This is a genomic window from Bradyrhizobium sp. (assembly GCF_030646015.1).
Classification (GTDB): domain Bacteria; phylum Pseudomonadota; class Alphaproteobacteria; order Rhizobiales; family Xanthobacteraceae; genus Bradyrhizobium.
This window is the reverse complement of sequence record NZ_JAUSLT010000192.1, coordinates 13505-32623: the sequence shown is the minus strand read 5'-3', so window position 1 is coordinate 32623 and position 19119 is coordinate 13505. Positions and strand designations below refer to the sequence as shown.

15 protein-coding genes and 1 tRNA gene are annotated in these 19119 nt (G+C 64.4%); 12 read left to right on the top strand and 4 right to left on the bottom strand.

The genetic code is table 11. The annotated features are described in order from the left end of the window. The 9 genes from Q7T45_RS27220 to Q7T45_RS27180 form a co-directional block, all read left to right on the top strand. Positions 1 to 1651, top strand: a 1651-nt coding sequence (locus tag Q7T45_RS27220; RefSeq protein WP_304875119.1) for a DUF6537 domain-containing protein, incomplete at its 5' end; no start/stop codon positions are given. 83 nt (positions 1652 to 1734) lie between these two features. After that, positions 1735 to 2883: a thiolase domain-containing protein gene (locus tag Q7T45_RS27215; RefSeq protein WP_304875118.1), complete on the top strand. Its 1149-nt coding sequence runs from the start codon at positions 1735 to 1737 to the stop codon at positions 2881 to 2883. After that, positions 2883 to 3272 (top strand): Zn-ribbon domain-containing OB-fold protein, encoded by a 390-nt coding sequence (locus Q7T45_RS27210; RefSeq protein WP_304875117.1) that lies wholly within the window; start codon positions 2883 to 2885, stop codon positions 3270 to 3272. The genes Q7T45_RS27215 and Q7T45_RS27210 overlap by 1 nt, the downstream gene beginning before the upstream one ends. A 207-nt stretch (positions 3273 to 3479) precedes the next feature. After that, positions 3480 to 4340 carry a MaoC family dehydratase gene (locus tag Q7T45_RS27205; RefSeq protein WP_304875116.1) on the top strand — a complete coding sequence of 287 codons (861 nt, stop codon included), beginning with the start codon at positions 3480 to 3482 and terminating at the stop codon, positions 4338 to 4340. A 66-nt stretch (positions 4341 to 4406) separates the two neighbouring features. Further along, positions 4407 to 5285 carry an SDR family oxidoreductase gene (locus tag Q7T45_RS27200; RefSeq protein WP_304875115.1) on the top strand — a complete coding sequence of 293 codons (879 nt, stop codon included), beginning with the start codon at positions 4407 to 4409 and terminating at the stop codon, positions 5283 to 5285. A gap of 107 nt (positions 5286 to 5392) precedes the next feature. Then, entirely contained in the window at positions 5393 to 6349 is a 957-nt protein-coding gene (locus tag Q7T45_RS27195) for a dihydrodipicolinate synthase family protein (RefSeq protein WP_304875113.1), read from the top strand. Positions 6350 to 6481: 132 nt separating this feature from the next. Beyond that, entirely contained in the window at positions 6482 to 7282 is an 801-nt protein-coding gene (locus Q7T45_RS27190; RefSeq protein WP_304875111.1) for an NUDIX hydrolase, read from the top strand. A gap of 243 nt (positions 7283 to 7525) precedes the next feature. After that, complete coding sequence (locus Q7T45_RS27185; protein ID WP_304875109.1) at positions 7526 to 8455, top strand: DMT family transporter; 930 nt, start codon at positions 7526 to 7528, stop codon at positions 8453 to 8455. Between the two features lie 926 nt (positions 8456 to 9381). Continuing rightward, positions 9382 to 12054 carry a PAS domain S-box protein gene (locus Q7T45_RS27180; RefSeq protein ID WP_304875106.1) on the top strand — a complete coding sequence of 891 codons (2673 nt, stop codon included), beginning with the start codon at positions 9382 to 9384 and terminating at the stop codon, positions 12052 to 12054. A gap of 31 nt (positions 12055 to 12085) precedes the next feature. Here the strand turns inward: Q7T45_RS27180 and Q7T45_RS27175 are convergent, their stop codons facing one another. The 3 genes from Q7T45_RS27175 to Q7T45_RS27165 all read right to left on the bottom strand — a co-directional run bounded on the left by Q7T45_RS27175 (position 12086) and on the right by Q7T45_RS27165 (position 14709). Next, the gene (locus tag Q7T45_RS27175) at positions 12086 to 13666 is read right to left on the bottom strand and encodes a caspase family protein (RefSeq protein ID WP_304875103.1); all 1581 of its coding nucleotides are present in this window, start codon (positions 13664 to 13666) and stop codon (positions 12086 to 12088) included. Between the two features lie 130 nt (positions 13667 to 13796). Continuing rightward, a complete protein-coding gene (locus tag Q7T45_RS27170) occupies positions 13797 to 14144 on the bottom strand; it encodes a GrlR family regulatory protein (protein WP_304875102.1) in 348 nt (115 codons plus the stop codon). Positions 14145 to 14325: 181 nt separating this feature from the next. Continuing rightward, complete coding sequence (locus Q7T45_RS27165; protein WP_304875101.1) at positions 14326 to 14709, bottom strand: VOC family protein; 384 nt, start codon at positions 14707 to 14709, stop codon at positions 14326 to 14328. Positions 14710 to 15047: 338 nt separating this feature from the next. Between Q7T45_RS27165 and Q7T45_RS27160 the strand changes: the two genes are divergently transcribed. The 3 genes from Q7T45_RS27160 to Q7T45_RS27150 all read left to right on the top strand — a co-directional run bounded on the left by Q7T45_RS27160 (position 15048) and on the right by Q7T45_RS27150 (position 18768). After that, on the top strand, positions 15048 to 15491 hold the full coding sequence (locus Q7T45_RS27160) for a hypothetical protein (protein ID WP_304875100.1): 444 nt from the start codon (positions 15048 to 15050) through the stop codon (positions 15489 to 15491). A gap of 231 nt (positions 15492 to 15722) precedes the next feature. Further along, positions 15723 to 17075 (top strand): GTPase HflX, encoded by a 1353-nt coding sequence (gene hflX / locus Q7T45_RS27155; RefSeq protein WP_304875098.1) that lies wholly within the window; start codon positions 15723 to 15725, stop codon positions 17073 to 17075. A 106-nt stretch (positions 17076 to 17181) separates the two neighbouring features. Next, complete coding sequence (locus tag Q7T45_RS27150) at positions 17182 to 18768, top strand: alkaline phosphatase (protein WP_304875097.1); 1587 nt, start codon at positions 17182 to 17184, stop codon at positions 18766 to 18768. Positions 18769 to 18853: 85 nt separating this feature from the next. On the opposite strand, the gene Q7T45_RS27145 is transcribed toward Q7T45_RS27150, so the two are convergent. Beyond that, a tRNA-Arg gene (locus tag Q7T45_RS27145) sits at positions 18854 to 18930 on the bottom strand. Positions 18931 to 19119: the final 189 nt, after the last annotated feature.

Here is a 19119-nt window from a genome sequence, read left to right as displayed (position 1 = left end):
CGAAAAGCGCCGCCGCCGCAAGCGCAACGAGTATCCGGATCCAGCCAAGCGCGCGGTCATCAACGAGGCCGTGTGCGAAGGCTGCGGCGACTGCTCGGTGCAGTCGAACTGCATCTCGGTGGAGCCGCTGGAGACCGAACTCGGCCGCAAGCGCACCATCAACCAGTCGACCTGCAACAAGGACTATTCCTGCGTAAAGGGCTTTTGCCCGTCCTTCGTCACGGTCGACGGCGGCAAGCTGCGCAAGCGCGCGGCGGCCGGCGTGGGCGAGATCGGCGAATTGCCGGAGCCGGCTTCAAAGCCCACGCTGGAGCGGCCCTATAACGTCGCGGTTGGCGGCGTCGGCGGTACGGGCGTCTTGACCATCGGCGCGCTGCTCGGCATGGCCGCGCATATCGAGGGCAAGGCCAGCATGATCCTCGACATGTCCGGCCTCGCGCAGAAGGGCGGCGCGGTGCTCAGCCACGTCCGGCTGTCCGAACATACCGCCGACGTCACCTGTTCGCGCATCGTCACCGGCACCGCCGATCTCGTTTTGGCCGCCGACGAGGTTGTCGCCGCCGCCAAGGAAACCATGACGCTGTGCGAATCCGGCCGCACCTATGGCGTCATCAACACGCATCTGATTCCGATCGCGGATTTCATTCTCAACCGCGATTTCAATTTCCAGAGCCGCAAGGTCAACCACGTCCTCGAAACGGCGCTGCGCAAGGACTCCTCGTTCTTCGACTTTACAAAACCGGCCGAAGTGCTGCTCGGCGATTCCATCGCCACCAACATGATGATGATGGGCTATGCCTATCAGAAGGGCATGCTGCCGCTGGCGGCCAAGTCGATCGAGCAGGCCATCGAGGTCAACGGCGTCGCCATCAAGATGAATACCCAGGCGTTCCAGTTGGGTCGTCTGGCCGCCGCCGATCCGGCGCGGCTGGTGGCGATGATGAAGGGCCAGGACGACACGGTGGCGCCGAAGACGCAGGATGAGATGTCGCTCGACGAGATCATCGCCCATCGCAGCGCGCTCTTGACCGACTACCAGGACGGCAAGCTCGCCGACCGCTATCGCAGCCTGGTGGCAAAGGTGCGTAACGCCGCGATCGACGGCGGTTATGGTGAAGCGCTGCCGCGCACGGTCGCGATCAATTACGCAAAGCTGCTCGCCTACAAGGACGAGTATGAAGTGGCGCGGCTGTTCAGCGATGGCCGCTTCGAAAAGCAGCTGCGCGACCAGTTCGACGGCGACTTCAAGTTCAACTTCAACCTCGCGCCGCCGATCCTCGGCGGCGGCAAGGACGCATTGGGCCGGCCGAAGAAGCGCGCCTTCGGCGCCTGGATGATGCCCGCCTTCCGCGTGCTGGCGAAAATGAAGGGCCTGCGCGGCACTGCCTTCGACATCTTCGGCTACAGCGCCGACCGCAAGCTCGAACGCGAACTGATCGCTTCTTACGAGAAGGACGTCGCCACCGTGCTCGGCCTGCTGTCGCCGGTCACGCTGGACACCGCGATCGAGATCCTCTCGCTGCCCGACCGCATACGCGGCTACGGGCCGGTGAAGGATAAGGCGGTGCAGGCGGCCAAAATCCGCTATGCGGAATTAGCCCGGGACCTGGTCAACCCGCCGCCGGCGCCGCGCCAGATCGCGGCGGAATAGGGCCTTGCGCTTTCCCCCGCTTGCCAAGGAAGGTCTGACGCGCGAAGACATCCGCTGGGAAGAAACACCAGCGGAGAGTTTTATTGACCATCAAGGGCAAGGCCTACATTGCCGGGATCTACGAGCATCCGACCCGGCACGCACCCGATAAATCCACCGCCCAGTTGCATGCCGAAGTCGCCAAGGGTGCCATTGAAGACGCCGGGCTGACCAAGGCCGATATCGACGGCTATTTCTGCGCCGGCGACGCCCCCGGCGGGCTGTGGCCGATGGTCGATTACCTCGGTCTTCGGGTCCGCCACATGGATTCCACCGAGACCGGCGGCTGTTCCTATCTGATCCATCTCGGCCACGCCGCCGAGGCCATCGCCGCCGGCAAATGCTCGATCGCGCTGATCACGCTGGCGGGCAAGCCGCGCACCGGGGCGATGCCGCCGCGGGCGCAGGGCGCCGAGGCCGATTTCGAGAGCGCCTATGGCGCCACCACCCACAACGCTTACGGCATGTGTGCCATGCGCCACATGCACGACTACGGCACCACCAGCGAGCAGCTGGCCTGGATCAAGGTCGCTGCCTCGCACCATGCGCAATGGAATCCGCATGCGATGCTGAAGGACGTCGTCACCGTCGAGGACGTGCTGAACTCGCCGCTGATCTCCGATCCCCTGCACCGGATGGACTGCTGCGTCGTCTCCGACGGCGGCGGCGCGCTGATCGTCACCACGCCCGAAATCGCCAAGAGCCTGAAGAAGCCGCTGGTGCGCCTGATCGGCCATGGTGAGGCGATGAAGGGCCCGCGCGGCGGCAAGGATCTCGACCTGACATACTCCGCCGGCGTCTGGTCCGGTCCGCGCGCGTTCGAGGAAGCCGGCGTCACGCCGAAAGATATCAAGTACGCCTCGATCTACGACAGCTTCACCATCACGGTGCTGATGCAGCTGGAAGACCTCGGCTTCTGCAAGAAAGGCGAGGGCGGCAAGTTCGTCTCCGACGGCAATCTGATTTCCGGCGTCGGCAAGCTGCCGTTCAACACCGACGGCGGCGGGCTCTGCAGCAATCACCCCGTCAACCGCGGCGGCATGACCAAGATCATCGAAGCCGTCAGGCAATTGCGCGGCGAAGCGCATCCGAAAGTCCAGGTGCCGAACTGCGATCTCGCCATCGCCCACGGCACCGGCGGCCTGCTCGGCGTGCGTCACGCCGCCTCAACCTGCATCCTGGAGCGTGCGTAATGGCCGAAGCAAAGAAATATCCGGCGCCGCAGGGCAATCCCGAAACCGCGCCGTTCTGGGAAGCCGCCAAAGCGGGCAAGTTCCTGATCAAGCGCTGCACCGCCTGCGGCGAGCCGCATTACTTTCCGCGCTCGATCTGCCCGTTCTGTTTCTCCGACAAGACGGTGTGGGAAGAAAGCTCGGGCGAGGGCGAGATCTACACGTTCAGCCTGATGCGCAAATCCCCGACCGGGCCCTATGCGATCGGCTACGTCACGCTCAAGGAAGGTCCGTCGGTGCAGACCAACTTCGTCGATTGCGAGCTGGAGAAGCTGAAGATCGGCCAGAAGGTGAAGGTCGTGTTCAAACCGACCGACGGCGCACCGCTGCCGTTCTTCACGCCGGTGTAGTTTTCTTCCCTTCTCCCCTTGTGGGAGAAGGTGGCGGCCGAAGGCCGCCGGATGAGGGGTTCTCTCCGCGGGCAATGTGTTCGCTGAAGCAACCCCTCACCCAAGTGAGTTTGTTGCGGGCGCCGGCGATGCCCTCTCCCACAGGGGGAGAGGGCGATGCGACTGGCGCCGGGTAAAAAAACAAAAGAATTCGGGGGAGCACGAAAAATGCCGATCAACTACGACCAACTGATGGCGCTGAAAAATCTCGGGCAGAAATATTCCTACACCGACCGCGAGGTGATGCTGTACGCCTATGGCATCGGCATGGGCGCCGATCCCATGGATGAGAAGGAGCTGGCCTTCGTCAACGAGGCCACCGCCACGCCGCGCCCGCTCAAAGTTGTGCCGACCTTCGCGTCGGTCGCGGCCTGGGGCGCCGGGCCCGGCGAGATGAATCTCAACCGCGTCATGGTTGTCGACGGCGAGCGCGACATCACCTTTCACAAGCCGCTCGCCACTGCCGCCAACATCACTGCCGATTCCAGCGTGCTCGACGTCTTCGACAAGGGCAAGGACAAGGGCGCGGTGATCCGCCACAAGACCGTGCTGCGCGACGACAAGGGCGAGCCGCTGGCCACCCTGGTGGCGTCGCGTTTCGCGCGCGGCGACGGCGGTTTTGGTGGGCCGTCCGGGGGACAGCCCGAACCGCACACGATGCCGAGCCGCAGCCCCGACAAATCAGTCGACATATCGACCCGTCCGGACCAGGCGCTGGTGTATCGTCTCTGCGGCGACCGCAATCCGCTGCACTCAGATCCCGAGTTTGCAAAACGCGCCGGCTTTCCGCGGCCGATCCTGCACGGCATGTGCACCTACGGCATCACCTGCCGCGGCGTGCTGCAGACCTATGCCGACTACGACGCCGGCGCCTTCAGGCAGCACGCGGTGCGGTTTTCCTCGCCGGTCTATCCCGGCGAGACCGTGACCATGGAGATGTGGAAGGACGGCAATGTGATTTCGTTCGAAGCCAAGGTGAAGTCGCGCAACGTCACGGTAATCAAGAGCGGCCGGACGGTGCTGGGATAATAAATAGTCTCGTGCCCCGGACGCTGCACCGCGTCCGGGACGCGAGAGATACGAGGGAGCAAACACATGGGACTACTCGACGGCAAGGTTGCCATCATCACCGGCGCCGGTGGCGGGCTCGGTGAGGCCTACGCCAAACTGTTCGCGCGCGAGGGCGCGGCGGTGGTGGTCAACGACCTCGGCGGCCCGCGCGACGGCTCCGGCGCCGACGTCTCGATGGCGCAACAGGTGGTCAACGCCATCAAGGCCGAGGGCGGCCGCGCCGTCGCCAACGGCGCCGATATCTCGACCATGGCCGGCGGCCAGTCGGTGTTCGACGACGCCATCAAGCATTTTGGCCGCGCCGACATCCTCGTCAACAACGCCGGTATCCTGCTCGACCAGACTTTTGCGAAAGCGACGGAAGCGGCCTGGGACAAGGTTCTGAAGGTCCATCTGAAGGGAACCTTCTGCGTCACCCAGCCGGTGTTCCGCTGGATGCGCGAGAACGGCGGTGGGGTGATCGTCAATACCTCCTCGACCTCGGGCCTGATCGGCAATTTCGGCCAGAGCAATTACGGTTCCGCCAAGGGTGGTATCTGGGGACTGTCCAACGTGCTGGCGATCGAGGGCCGCAAATACAACATCCGGATCTGGACCCTGGCGCCGGGCGCCTTGACCCGCATGACCGCCGACCTGCCGCGCTACATCGAAAACCCCAAGGCGGCGCTTGGGCCTGATGGGATCGCGCCGGCCGTGCTATACATGGTCAGCGAGCTCTCGGGCGACCAGACCGGCAAGACGCTCGGCGTTTCCGGCCCGCGCGGGGTCCGCGAGATGCGCATGATGGAAAAGGAAGGCTGGAAGCCGCCGCACGAGGGCTGGAAGGCGCAGGATATCGCCGCGCATGCCAAGGACATCTTCTTCAGCGAAGAAGAGATCAAGATGGGCGCAAGAAGGTTTTAGAGTTCAACGTCATTCCGGGATGGTCCGAAGGACCAGACCCGGAATCTCGAGGTTCCGGGTTCACGCTTCGCGTGCCCCGGAACGACGACAGGGAAACAGAGGCGCACATGACAAAACTCACCCCCAAGGCCGCAGGCACCTTCGCGATTGCGCCGACGCCGTTTCACGATGACGGGCGGATCGACGATAAATCGATCGACCGGCTGACCGACTTCTACGCCGAGGTCGGCTGTGACGGCGTCACCGTGCTCGGCATTCTGGGGGAGGCGCCCAAACTCGATGCCGCCGAGGCCGAGCAGGTCGCGGTGCGTTTCGTGAAGCGCGCGAAAACCATGCAGATCATCGTCGGCGTGTCCGCGCCGGGCTTTGCCACCATGCGCTCGCTGGCGCTGAAATCGATGGACGCGGGGGCTGCCGGCGTCATGATCGCGCCGCCGCCTCATCTGCGCACCGACGACCAGATCACGGGCTATTTCAAGCAGGCCCAGGAAGCGATCGGCGACGACATTCCGTGGGTGCTGCAGGATTATCCGCTGACCCTGACGGTGGTGTTCACGCCCGCCGTGATCCGCAAGATCGTGATGGACTCGCCGTCCTGCGTGATGCTCAAGCACGAGGACTGGCCGGGACTGGAGAAGATCTCGACGCTGCGTGCGTTCCAGAAGGACGGATCGCTGCGGCCGCTGTCGATCCTGGTCGGCAATGGCGGCCTGTTCCTCGATTTCGAGATGGAGCGCGGCGTCGACGGCGCCATGACCGGCTATGCCTTCCCGGAACTGCTGATCGACGTGGTCAACCTGTCGAAGGCCGGCAAGCGCGACGCCGCCCATGACCTGTTCGACGCCCATCTGCCGCTGATCCGCTACGAGCAGCAGCCGGGTGCTGGCCTCGCGGTGCGCAAGTACGTGCTGCAGAAGCGCGGCATCATCGCGTCATCGGCGCAGCGCAAGCCGGGCGCCATCATCACTGCGACAGCGAAAGCCGAGGTCGATTATCTCTTGTCCCGCGTCGCCCGGGTCGACAAGCGCGCCAATCTGCAGCCGCAAGCCAGCGCGGCGGAGTAGTTCTCGATCCCTCATGGTGAGGAGCGCGCTCTTCGCGCGCGTCTCGAACCATGAGAGCCCGTCCCTCTCATCCTTCGAGACGCGGCCAAGAGGCCGCTCCTCAGGATGAGGCCCGCACAGGAGTGAGATCTCATGACCGAACCCGCCAAGCCGCCGCGCGCCGCATCGACCATCCTGCTGCTGCGCGACAGCGCCGCCGGCGAAATCGAAATCTTCATGATGGTTCGCCATTATGAAATCGACTTTAACTCCGGCGCATTGGTGTTTCCCGGCGGCAGTGTTGACAAGGGCGATCAGGAGATCATCGCCGATCCCTCGCTCTATTCCGGCGGCGAGGGGCTCGATGCCGCCACCCTGAGCTTTCGCATCGCCGCGATCCGCGAAACCTTCGAGGAAAGCGGCATTTTGCTGGCGCGCCCCAGGGGATCGAAGGCGCTGGTCGATGCAAAACGGGCTGGCGAGATCGAAGCCGCGCACCGCGCCGACCTCTGCGACAGCAAGATCAGCTTCCTGAAGGTTCTGACCGACAACGGCATGGTGCTGGCGCTCGATGAACTTGTGCCCTATGCGCACTGGATCACACCGGAAGGCATGCCGAAACGGTTCGACACCTGGTTCTTCCTCGCCGCGGCGCCGCCGGAGCAGGCCGGCGCGCATGACGGCAAGGAATCCACCGATTCGATCTGGGTATCGCCGCGCGAGGCACTGGAAGGCGGCGACAGTGGCCGCTTCAAGCTGCCATTCCCGACCACCCGCAACCTGATCCGTCTCGGCAAGCAGCCCAGCGTGCAGGCCGCGCTCGAAGATTCCAGGGGCAAGGCGGTGGTGACCGTGATGCCCGTGATGACGAAACTCAACGGCGGCCGGCAACTACGGATTCCGCTGGAAGCGGGCTATGACGGCGATGTGTTCGAGGTGGGGGCGGTCGGCTGAGACCGGGCGTCCATCTCTCCAATCGTCATTGCGAGGAGTGTCCGCCGTAGCTCGCAGAGCGAAGGCGGACGCGACGAAGCAATCCATCTCCTTTCTTGCTTCAGCTAAGATGGATTGCCGCGCTTCGCTCGCAATGACGGTGTTGGAACGGGGTGCACGTCTAGCATAGTTCGGCACGCAACGAAGTATTCCAGCCGCCGACCCTGTAACATTCGTCTCGACACAATGAGGCGGACCACCCCAATGCACGCCCCCCATCCACACCAACCCAACATCGCCGTCGAGCTCGCGCTGCTGCTGACGCTCGCGACGCTGTGGGGCGCGTCCTACAGCTTCATCAAGATCGGCGTCGCGACGATTCCGCCGGTCACCCTGATCGCCGCGCGCACCCTGATTGCCGGCCTGTTGCTTCTCGTCATCATGCGTTGGCGCGGCATAGTGCTGCCGATGGACGCCGCGACCTGGCAGCGTTTTCTGTGGCAGGCTTGCCTCAACAGCGTGATCCCCTGGACCATGCTGGCCTGGAGCGTGCGCTCGCTCGACGCCGGGCTCGCCACCATTCTCAACTCGACGTCGCCGATCTTCGCATTCTTCCTGACGCTGGCCATCACCCGCCATGAAGCGCTGGCGCCGCGCAAACTGTTCGGTGTTTGCGCCGGGATGGCCGGCATCTGCCTGATCGTCGGGGTGGAGGCGCTGCAGGGGCTCGGCGCGCAACTGGTGGCGCAGATCGTGGCCGTGCTGGCCGCCATCTGCTACGCGGGCGCGGCGATCTTCGGCCGCGGCTTCAAGGGCCTCGATCCGATGGCGCCGGCCGCCGGCTCGCTGCTCTGTGGCGCGGCGATCCTGATTCCGCTCAGCCTGGTGGTCGACCGTCCCTGGACGCTGGCGCCGTCGGCGGGTTCGATGCTGGCGTTGCTGGTGCTGGCGGTGTTCTCCACCGCGCTCGCCTTCGTGATCTATTTCCGGCTGGTGCAGACGCTGGGCTCGGTCGGCACCACCGCGCAGGCCTATCTGCGGGTGCCGATCGGTGTCGCGGTCGGCGTGGTGTTTCTCGGCGAGAGCCTGACGGCAACAGCGTGGATCGGGCTTGGCTGCGTCGTGCTTGGCGTCGCCGCCATGACGATCCCGACGCGGAAGGCTCCGGCGGTGGTGGAAGCACGACCAACTTAGCATGATGGCTCTTGTGTGCAGGCTTTCAACGCACATCGCCGCAAGCCCTGCCGATTTGCCCTGTGACTACCCGACGGGCAAATCACTTCGGTTTATCGGAACTCGTGTCAACCCCGTTTTGCAAAAATATTTCTGTTTTACAGAAATGAAAATCGGGCTATATCCATCGCATCCCGTCCCAACAAGAGGGGCGTTGCGCAACGTACCAGCGCGGGGCGGGGATGCGGTGGACGCGGATGGCGCTCCTGACGAGGGCGCCTGAAGCGGATGGCTAAATCGTGTGGTCCTGACACCTCGGTGCTGGTGTCAAGTTCGCGCTAAGACGCGCGAGCGACGGTGGCAAGAAAGCCGATCGCCGGGGAGATCACGTATAAGCCGTAAACCATTGCGCGGGGAGTGCCGGGTGATTCCGGTGTGACCTGACTAACGCGTGTGCCTGCTACCACTACCCATTGCACACGCGGCTATCGGGCGCATCGGGCGCCCGGCATTCCCTGCGCCCTTGATCGGAGAGGGCGGAAGTTGCTGGCAAACCTCGGGCGAAATGCGCCGCGAGATTGCGTAGTCATGTTTGCAAACCAGACACTTCTTGCGTCGTCCCTGCGAACGCAGGGACCCATAATCCCGGTCATCTGGGGCCCTGCGCATTGGTTCAACAAGCCCACCAACACCGTCAACCATATCGACTGCACGGCGTATGGGTCCCTGCGTTCGCAGGGACGACGAGTTCTGTTGGGGTTTCTTCGGGGGGCGAGTCGAGCGAAGTTCGCTCTCCGGCGGCCTTGCCGGGGCCGCCACAACCGTCATCCTGCCGACACATCCGCAACGCTTTTCGAGGGGCACGGGGCTTCCCGCTGCTTCGGGCGTGTTCCCCTCGGCACCGAATACGTCGTATATTGCCGTCGATTGGAGCCGGTCCGGATAAAATGCCTTCTGAATTGCCGCAAAAGACAAGGTCGTTTTCGCTCTCGATCGGTCAGCTGACATTCGGCAGTTTTCTGCTGGTGCTGGCGGCTATCGCGACCACCAGCATCGCCAGCGTCGTCTCCATCCGGCAGATCGACGTGACGTTTGCCGAATTGCAGCGGCTGCGCAGCGTCGGCGACCTTGCCGAGGACATCGACCGGCGAATGAACGAGTTGCGGCTGGCGGCCCGCGACTTCGTGACCGATCCGGGTAACCAGTCGAACCAGGTCGGGGACGCTGCCGTGGCGATGGGCGAACTTCTGAAGAAGACCCGGCTGGAGCTCGCGCCCGAGCAGCAGGACATGATCGACGGCGTCACCGTGCGGTTGTCGACCTATCGCAACGGCATCGAACGGATTTCGTCGCTGATCAACCGCCGCGCCGAACTGATCCTCGGCTTGCCGCCACTGCGTGAACGATTCGACGCGGCCATCGCGGACTCGCCCGATCCGGTGATCTCATCGACGTTGTTCCAGGCGCAAAGCCGCATCGCCTCTGGATTGCTGGCGCGCAATCCGTTCGACGCCGAACAGGCCGCGCAGGGCATGCGGGCACTGAAGATTTCGGATCCGAAGCTTCGCGCCGCCGTCGACAATTACGCCGAGGCGATCATAGCGCTGTCGATCCGCGAACGCCAGATCGCGGATATCGACAGGGAGGTGCTCGGCTCGGAGGGCCGCCTGATCGGGCGCGTCACCGAACTGTTGCGCGAGGTCAGCGCAAGGCGCAGCCATGTGCTGTCGCGCGATCTCGCGAAAACGCTGGCCAGGGACAAATGGCAGAGCATCGTGCTCGGCACCGCCGGGGTCCTGATCGGGCTGTGGGCGGCGTGGTTCGTGGTGCGGCGGACGGTCCGTCCGCTGGCCGCGATCGGGACCTCGATCCGCGCGCTGGCCGGTGGCAAGAAGGACACCTCGATTCCCGCCACCGATGTGAACAACGAAATCGGCGACATCGCGCGGGCCGCCGAGGTGTTCCGTCGCACGCTGGTCGAGGCCGATGCGGCGCGCGAGGCGGCGGTACACGCTCTGGCCGAGCAGCGCCTTGCCGAGGAAAGCTATCGCAAGCTGTTCGAGGGTTCGGTCGACGGGATCTACGTGACGACGCCGGAGGGCGCGCTTCTCAACGCCAACCCGGCGCTGGCGCGGATGATGGGATACGACACGCCGCAGGAGCTGATCGAAGGCATCGGCGACATCGCCGATCAGATCTATGTCCATCCGCAGGCGCGCGCCGAATATCAGAGGCTGATGCAGCACGACGGCATGGTTCGCGAATTCGAGTATCAGGTCCGTGCCCGCGACGGCAGAGTGCTCTGGCTCTCCGACAGCGCCACCGTCGCCCGTGACGAGACCGGCGCGATCGTGCGCTATGAGGGGACGGTGCGCGACATCACCGACCAGAAGCGCGCCGAAGACGCGATCGCGGAAGGCCGACGGCTGCTGCAGCAGGTCATCGACACCGTGCCCGCCGTCATCAACGTCAAGGACAAGCAGCTGCGCTATGTGCTGATGAACCGTTACATGGCCGGCATTTTCGGCGTCGAGCCCGCGGATGCGATCGGCCGCACCACCACCGATCTGATGTCGCGCTACGGCGCGGAAAAGACCGACGAGAACGACAAGCGGGTGCTGGAGGCGGGCAGGGAGCTCGGCTTCTACGAGGAGGAATACAAGGATTCCTCCGGCAACATGCGGCAATGGCTGGTGAACAAGCTGCCGCTGTTGAATGCCGAGGGCGACATCGAGAACATCGTCACCGTCGCGCTCGACATCGGCGAGCGCAAGCGCGGCGAGCTGGAGATGCGCAAGGCCAAGGACGCCGCGGAAGCGGCGCTGCGCAATCTGCGCGAGACCCAGAATTCGCTGATCGAGGCGGAAAAGCTCGCGGCCCTGGGAAGACTGGTGGCGGGCGTCGCCCACGAGGTCAACAACCCCGTCGGCATCAGCCTGACGGTGGCCTCGTCGCTGGAGCGCAAGACCGCGTTGTTCTCCGCCGAAGTCGCGCGCGGCGATCTCAGGCGGTCGAGCCTGACCGATTTCCTCGAGACCAGCCGCGATGCGTCCTCGCAGCTGGTGGCCAATCTCAACCGCGCCGCCGAACTGATCACCTCGTTCAAACAGGTCGCCGCCGACCGCAATTACTCGGACCAGCGTACGTTCGACCTCGGCGATCTCACCGAGCAGGTGGTGATGAGCCTGCGGCCGGGCCTGCGAAAGCACAATCTGACGCTGAATGTCGACTGCCAGCCCAATCTCATCATGAACTCCTATCCGGGGCCGTATGGCCAGGTGCTGACCAACCTGTTTCTCAATTCGGTGGCGCACGCCTTCCCGGACGGCAAGACCGGCGCGGTCGATATCCAGGTGCGCGAGTCCGGCAAGGACAATGTCGAGATCCTGTTTTCCGACAATGGCTGCGGCATGAGCCTCGACGTCCGGCGCCGGGCGTTCGATCCTTTCTTCACCACCCGCCGCGACCAGGGCGGCACCGGGCTCGGCCTGCATATCGTCTACAGCATCGTCACCAACCGGCTGGGCGGCCGGCTCGACCTCGATTCCGAGCCCGGCGGCGGCACCAGGATCCAGATCATCCTGCCCCGCGTCGCACCGCTGGAGCAGGCCGCGGAGTAGGGGGTGAGTGGCCTTGTCAGTAGCCTTGGACTCACCGCATCATTTTCAAACCACCCGTCCGCACCTGACCGGGCGATGGGCGGAATTGGGACGACGTTGCAAACCGCTGTTTGTCGCCGGCGCTCGTAGTCGCTGCCGGTCCGCGATGGATGCCGACCAGCGGAGCGGATTTCGGCGTCCGCTTCTCGACCTGGGTCGGCTTGCCATCCAGCTTGAGAACCGGCCGTTCGCCAATCCTGCCAGCCTTGCTGACGGGCAGGCTCACGATCTTGCCGGTGTTGGCGGCGGCATGCTCCGAAGCAGGCTTGGCGCCGGGAGACGGCAAGGTGACGATCTGGCCGCCGCCCTGCGGCAAGCCCTGCGCGCCGGGACGGCTACCGAAATGATCCTTGGCGATACCAAGGCCGCCTGTTTTGACCGACGGCGCCGCGAGGATCCGGATCGGCTGCGACAGCGGAATAATTTTGGGCTGCGCCGCCATCTTCAGGGCGCTTTGCGCATAGGGGCTGTTGGAAAATTTCTCATAGAACGATTTATACGCGACGGCGGAATTCGCCTGTACCGCAATATGCCACGCTTTCGCCTGCAGCAGATTGCCGAGCAAGATGCGGATGCGATCGGCCATCGGATCGTGCGGATAAAGCCGGATGAATTCCTGATAATTCTCGACGGAGTTTTCCGCCAGCACGTATTCATAGGCCTGGCGCGGGGAGCGCGACGGAAGATCGCCTGCCGCATACGCCAGCTTCATCTGCGCCGGGGCTCTGGTGGCGGCGACGGCGGTGTCGCCGAAGAAATAGAAGTCGCTGGTCAGCGACGAGCTTTCCCAGGGGGTCTGTTGCCCGTCGGTCGAATTGCCGACGTCGAGGCGGATGCGCTTGAACAGCTGCTCGATCGGCAGATTTTTCTCATTCGCCAGCCGCAGGAATGCCGCGGTAAACGGACTATGGTCGCCGGTGCCATCCAGCGCTTCGGTGCCCGGTGCGGTCGAATAGGCGACGATCGAGCCCTTCGGCGCGTCGACGATGGCGAGGCCGCGGCCGGCGTCGTTGAGCGAGGGGAACGGATTGTTTCGGCAGGCATCGAGGATGACGATGCGCACCCGGCTCGGAATCGTCTCCAGCGTCGCCATCACGTCGACCAGCCGGAGCGAGCCGTTGACCAGGTCGGGCTCGGAAGAAACTTTTGCATCGACCGGCACGAGATAATTTTCGCCCGCCAGCTGCACGCCGTGGCCGGCATAATAAACCATCGCCACCGTATTCGGGCCGCGGCCGGCAATCTTGCCGGAAAACTCCTGCACGGCCTGGATCATCTGGTTGTGGCTGAGGTCCGTGGCGGAAATCACCTCGAAGCCGGCGGAGTTCAGCAACTGCGCGACCGCCCTGGTATCGTTGCCGGGATTGGGGAGCTGGACCGTGTTTTGATATTTCGAATTGCCGATCACCAGCGCGATGCGCCGTTCCGGGCCGCTGAGCGCGAGGGGGGTACCGACCGCGGCCGGTTTCTCTGTGGCCGGTGCCGTCTGAGCCTGTGCGGATCGCATCCATCCGGCGGCCAGCAGACTGGCCACGAGAGCGGCTCCGAGTAGCGTACCTTTGAAAAGCGACATGGCATTCTCCCACAGGAATCTCGACGTGAGATCGACTGCGGGAAAACTAGGGGGCGGTAATCCCGACGTATGTGATGTTTATCACGGCCGGAGAATGGCCGCCGGGAAAGCCGGAAATGTCGGGCTCGCGCTAATCGATGTCGGCGAGCTTGTGCAGCGTGGCGCCGAAAATCTGGCTGGCCTTTCCGACCAGCGCCGTGCCGTTCATGATGCCTCTGGTGTCGGTGAAGGTGCCGGAGACGCCGATACCGACCGGATTGGGACCGCCGAACAGCGGATTGGCATCGGGGCTGGAGGTATGGCGCTGGACCAGGACTTCGCCCTTGAAGGTATCGTCCTTCACCGTGTAGCTGCCGGTGTAAAACAGGTAGGCGTCGCCGCCGTGGATCTGGCCATCCCGGAACATGATCACGCCGCTGCCCTTGCCCGAACGGCCATCCTGCAGGCTGACGTGGATCGAATACAGACCGTTCTTCATGATGCCCCGATGCCGGCGTCCGTTGCCCCCGGAAGCCAGCAGTTCGTTATGCCAAAGCAAGGCACGCAGCGTCAACGCGGCAGCTTGACCATGGCCTGCGATCGCTCCGGGCGATCCCTCGCTTTCTGCCAAATTCAGGGACGCAGGGCGAAGGAGGGACCGCTTTCGTGCCGCGCGCCGCTCAGGTGTATTTCGGGTCGCGCTCCAACAGCTCGATCGAGATGCCCTGCGGCCCGCGGATGAAGCAGATGCGAACGCCCGGCCGCAGTGTCGTCGGCTCCTTGGTGAATTCGACACCCTTGGCCTTGATCTCGGCGGCCACCGCATCGATGTCCTTCACCGCCAGCCCGAAATGGTCGAGCCCCTGATAGGGCGTCACCGGTGGGGTGTGGACGCCGTCGCCCGCCGTCACCGGTGCAATGAATATGTTGGTGCCGCCGAGCTTGACATCGATCCGGCCGGGGGCACGGACGATGACGCCGCCGAGAACATCCTCGAGCCAGGCCGCAGTGGCCTCGGGATCCGGACTGCGCAAATGGACATGATCCCAGGTGACGATCGGCATCGCTGCTCCCCCGTGTTTTTTATGCACCGGCCGGCCGGCGCGCTGCGTTGGCCGCGGCATGCGGCGGCGCCGTCAATTTTAGCGGCCGCATGCCGGCAACGCCATCCCTTCGCGCCCGGCCTGAGCGCATGCCGGCAGCAGCCGCCTGCCGAGGCGGCTCCCCCTGAAGCGGCGCCTGTCGACGGGCTCAAGTTCACGATTAGTTAACCGCTAAGGGAAATTGAGGCGCGCGGTTGAACCGTGCGGGCAGGCCGAGAACTAATCAGCAGGAACCAATTACGTGGTGACCCGTTAAGCGAATGATCTGTGCGGCCTGCACGGATGGAGCGGTGCGGAAAATGCCGATAGCGCGATATTTTCTCTTTGTCGGCGGAGTGCTGCTCGCGCTGCTGTTCGGGATCGATGCCTTTGCGCCGAAGGAGCCGGTGGTAAGTTCCGTCGCCGCGGTCGCCGCGCCTGAGGCGAATCCCACCCTCAGGATCCGTTCCGACCGGAAATGGCCGGAGCGCGTCGTTTACGATACCAGCCTTCCCACCATTGTTCCCCCGAAGGTCGAGATGGCCGCCGCGGCCGTCGTCCCCGCACCGGTTGCGGAAATGCCACCGAAGGCGCGGGTACGCGAGTCCTTTGCGCAGTTCAGGCCGGCCGACGATCCGAAGCCCGAGGCCAAGCCGCTTCCGAAGCGCAAGGTTGCCAAGGTCCGGGCGGCCCCGCCGACCCAGCCGATGATGCGCGTCGCACAGCAGCCGCATTTCGGCTTTTTCGCCAACAATATCTGGTGAGCCTTGAGCCCATGACGGGCTCAGGATCGCCTGGCGCGCTTGGATAGCCGCCTGACGCGGCTCCACGGACGGCTTGGCCGCGTCGGCTATTGCGGATCAATGTCAGACATGGGCAAGACATAAGGGGCGGCGGTCGCTCCGGGATTCGCGTATGGCGCCCTGTCGCCGTCAGCGCAGCAAATGGCCAAATTGGCAAGAACGAGGAGTGCGCCGGAGCCGGCGCGCCGCATCATGGAAACCAAACCGCCCGTTCCGCGCGCGATCCTGATCGGCGTCCAACTCCCCGGCGTCGACGACGTGATGCACGCCGCGAGCCTCGGGGAACTTGGCCGGCTGGTGAAGACGCTCGGTTATGAGGTCGTCGGCACGGTGTCGCAGAAGCGCGACGAGATCAGCGGCGGCACGGTGCTCGGCAAGGGACGGCTCGAGGAGCTGGCGGCTATGACAGGCGGAACCGGCGTCGTCGAATCGATGGCGCCGGCCCGCAAGTCGAAGGCCCGCGAGCGCTTTGATGATACCGGCGGCAGGAAGCCCGCGGTTACGCCCGACGAACCCGATCCGCAGCGAAAGCCGGAATTCGTGATCGTCGATCACGAGATCTCGCCAAGCCAGGCCCGCAACCTCGAGCGGGCCACCGGCGCGCAGGTGCTCGACCGCACCGGCGTGATCGTCGAGATCTTCCATCGCCATGCGCATAGCCGCGAGGCCAAGCTGCAGGTCGAGATCGCACGGCTGAAATACGTCTCGCCGCGGTTGCGGGAATCGTCGGGCGGCGGCGGGCGGCAGCAGGGGCCCGGCGCCGGCGAGTCCGATCTCGAAGTCGACCGCCGCAAGGTCCGCGACCGCCTCGCGGAGCTGAAAGAACAACTGGAGAGCATCCAGCGCGACAGCGACGAGCGCCGGTCCGCGCGCCGCGACCAGCTCCGCGTCGCCTTGGTCGGCTACACCAACGCGGGCAAGTCGTCGCTGATGCGCGCGCTGACGGGCAGCGAAGTGCTGGTCGAGGACAAGCTTTTCGCGACGCTGGACACCACGGTGCGCGCGCTGCAGCCGGAGAGCCGGCCGCGCGTGCTGATCTCGGACACGGTCGGCTTCATCAAGAAGCTGCCGCACGATCTCGTGGCCTCGTTCCGTTCCACGCTCGCCGAAGCGTTGGAAGCCTCGCTGCTGCTGTTCGTCGTCGACGCCTCCGATCCGACTTATGAGTCGCAGCTCGAGGTGAGCCGCAACGTGCTCGAGGAGATCGGCGCGGACACCGTTCCGTCGCGCCTGCTGCTGAACAAGATCGACCGTGTCAGCGAGGAAGATCGCGCCGCGTTGCGCGCAAAGCATCCTGACGCGATCCTGCTCTCGGCGACGTCGGCGCCAGACGTGGCCGCGCTGCGCGAGACCATCATCGCGTTCTTCGAGGCGTCGATGGTGGAGGACGAGTTGAGGCTGCCCTATGCGAAGCAGGGACTGCTCAGCGATGTCTACGAGAACGCCCGCGTGCTCTCCGAGGACTACGACGCCACTGGCCGGGTCATGCGGGTCCGTGGCCTTCCGGCCGCGATCGCGCGGCTGCGGCGAACGCTGGCGGGTTAGGGGAGGCGCGCTGCTTCTGCGCGGGTCATCCGCCTGTCGCAAAACCTTCGGCTCAGGGTCAAGTTGCACGGGCAACCTTCGTCACGATTCGACGAGGGTGCCGAAAATGCCGATTGCGATCCGCGCCAAGCAGGGACTGACCAGACGCCAGTTGCTGGTCCGCTCCGCAGCCACAGTTGCGCTCGCGGGACTGGGAAGTCTTGCCAGGCCTTATCTAAGCCGCGCCGCGGACCGCCCTCAGATCACCAGTGGAATTGCCTCAGGTGATGTCTCCGCCGATTCCGCGGTGATATGGGCGCGAGCTGATCGACCGGCGCGGATGCAGGTGGAGTGCTCGACCGTCGAAAGCTTCAAGACGATCATCCGGGCCGCGTCGTCGCAGGCGCTGCCGGACGGCGACTTCACGTCGAAACTCCTGCTGGACGGCCTGCCACCCGGGCAGGACATTTTCTACCGGGTGCGGTTTGAGGATATCGCCGGTGCCGGGATTTCGGGTGAGGCGCAGGTCGGTCATTTCCGTACCGCGCCCGTCGAGCGGCAGTCGGTATCGTTTGTCTGGTCGGGCGATACGGCCGGGCAGGGCTGGGGCATCGATCCCGGTCGCGGCGGGATGCGCACCTACGCCACCATGCTCGAAAATCGTCCGGACTTCTTCATTCATTGCGGCGATCACATCTATGCCGACTGTCCGATCGAGGCGGCGTTGAAATTGCCCGACGGCAGTGTCTGGCGGAATCTCGTCACCGAAGAAAAATCCGTGGTCGCCCAAAGCCTCGCGCAATTTCGCGGCAACTATAAATACAACCTGCTCGACGCGAATTTGCGCGCCTTCAATGCGCAGGTGCCTATGCTCGCGCAATGGGACGATCATGAAGTCACCAATGACTGGTCGCCGGCCGGTACCGCCGACGAGACCGGTTACGCCGAGGACGGCAGCTCCCGGCTGGTGGTGCGGGCGGCCCGTGCGTTTCATGAATTCATGCCGATACGTGAGATGCCAACGCAGGCCGGCCGGATCTATCGCAAAGTCAGCTACGGACCACTGCTCGATGTCTTTCTGCTCGACATGCGCAGCTATCGCGATTCGACCTGGAACAAGCGCGACGACAGCAACGATAGCTGCATCCTCGGGCCGATCCAGCTGGCCTGGCTGAAGCGCGAACTCGCAGCATCCGACGCGACCTGGAAGGTCATTGCCGCGGATATGCCGATCGGCCTGATCAGCGAAGACGGCATCGCGCTCGGTGATGGCCCGCCGGAGCGGCGCGAATGCGAGATCGCGGATCTGCTATCCCATATGAAGCGCGCCGGCATCAGGAATACGGTGTGGCTGACGGCCGACATGCACTATACGGCCGCGCACCGTTACGACCCGAACCGCGCGGTGTTCCAGGATTTCGAGCCGTTCTGGGAATTCGTCTCCGGCCCGCTGCATGCGGGGACGTGGGCTCCCGCGCCGCTGGACAATACATTCGGTCCGGCGGTGGCGTTTCAAAAGGGCTGCAGCGCGGAGCAAGGCGAAAACCTGGCGCCATGTTTCGGACTGCAGTTCTTCGGCCGTGTCGATATCGACGGCCGATCGGAGGTCATGACAGTGACCCTGAAGGACGTCGACAATCGCGACCTGTGGTCGGTGGATATCGAGCCGCGGCCGGACGCGCGGCCGACACGAAGGCTGTCTCAACACTCCTGACCGACTGCCGCGCTGGAAGGGCAGGCACGCCTCCGGCTTTGTCGTGATCGGCGGACAGTAGAACACCGATGAAAACGGTGGCGATTGGCGCACTCGGAGAGATTCGAACTCCCGACCCTCGGAATCGAAATCCGATGCTCTATCCAGCTGAGCTACGAGTGCATCAATATTTTCAATGTGTTAGCGGGGTTCCAATTTCTTAGGGCGCCTGCCTGAGCACTGAAAACGGGTGCCGAACTACGTCCGACGGCTCCGATTACCAGACTTGGCCAGGGAGGGCTATCCCGTCCTGATGCGCCGAATCGACCGCGCGGGCGGGGCTGCTTTCCGCACACATCCGGGTATCCACGC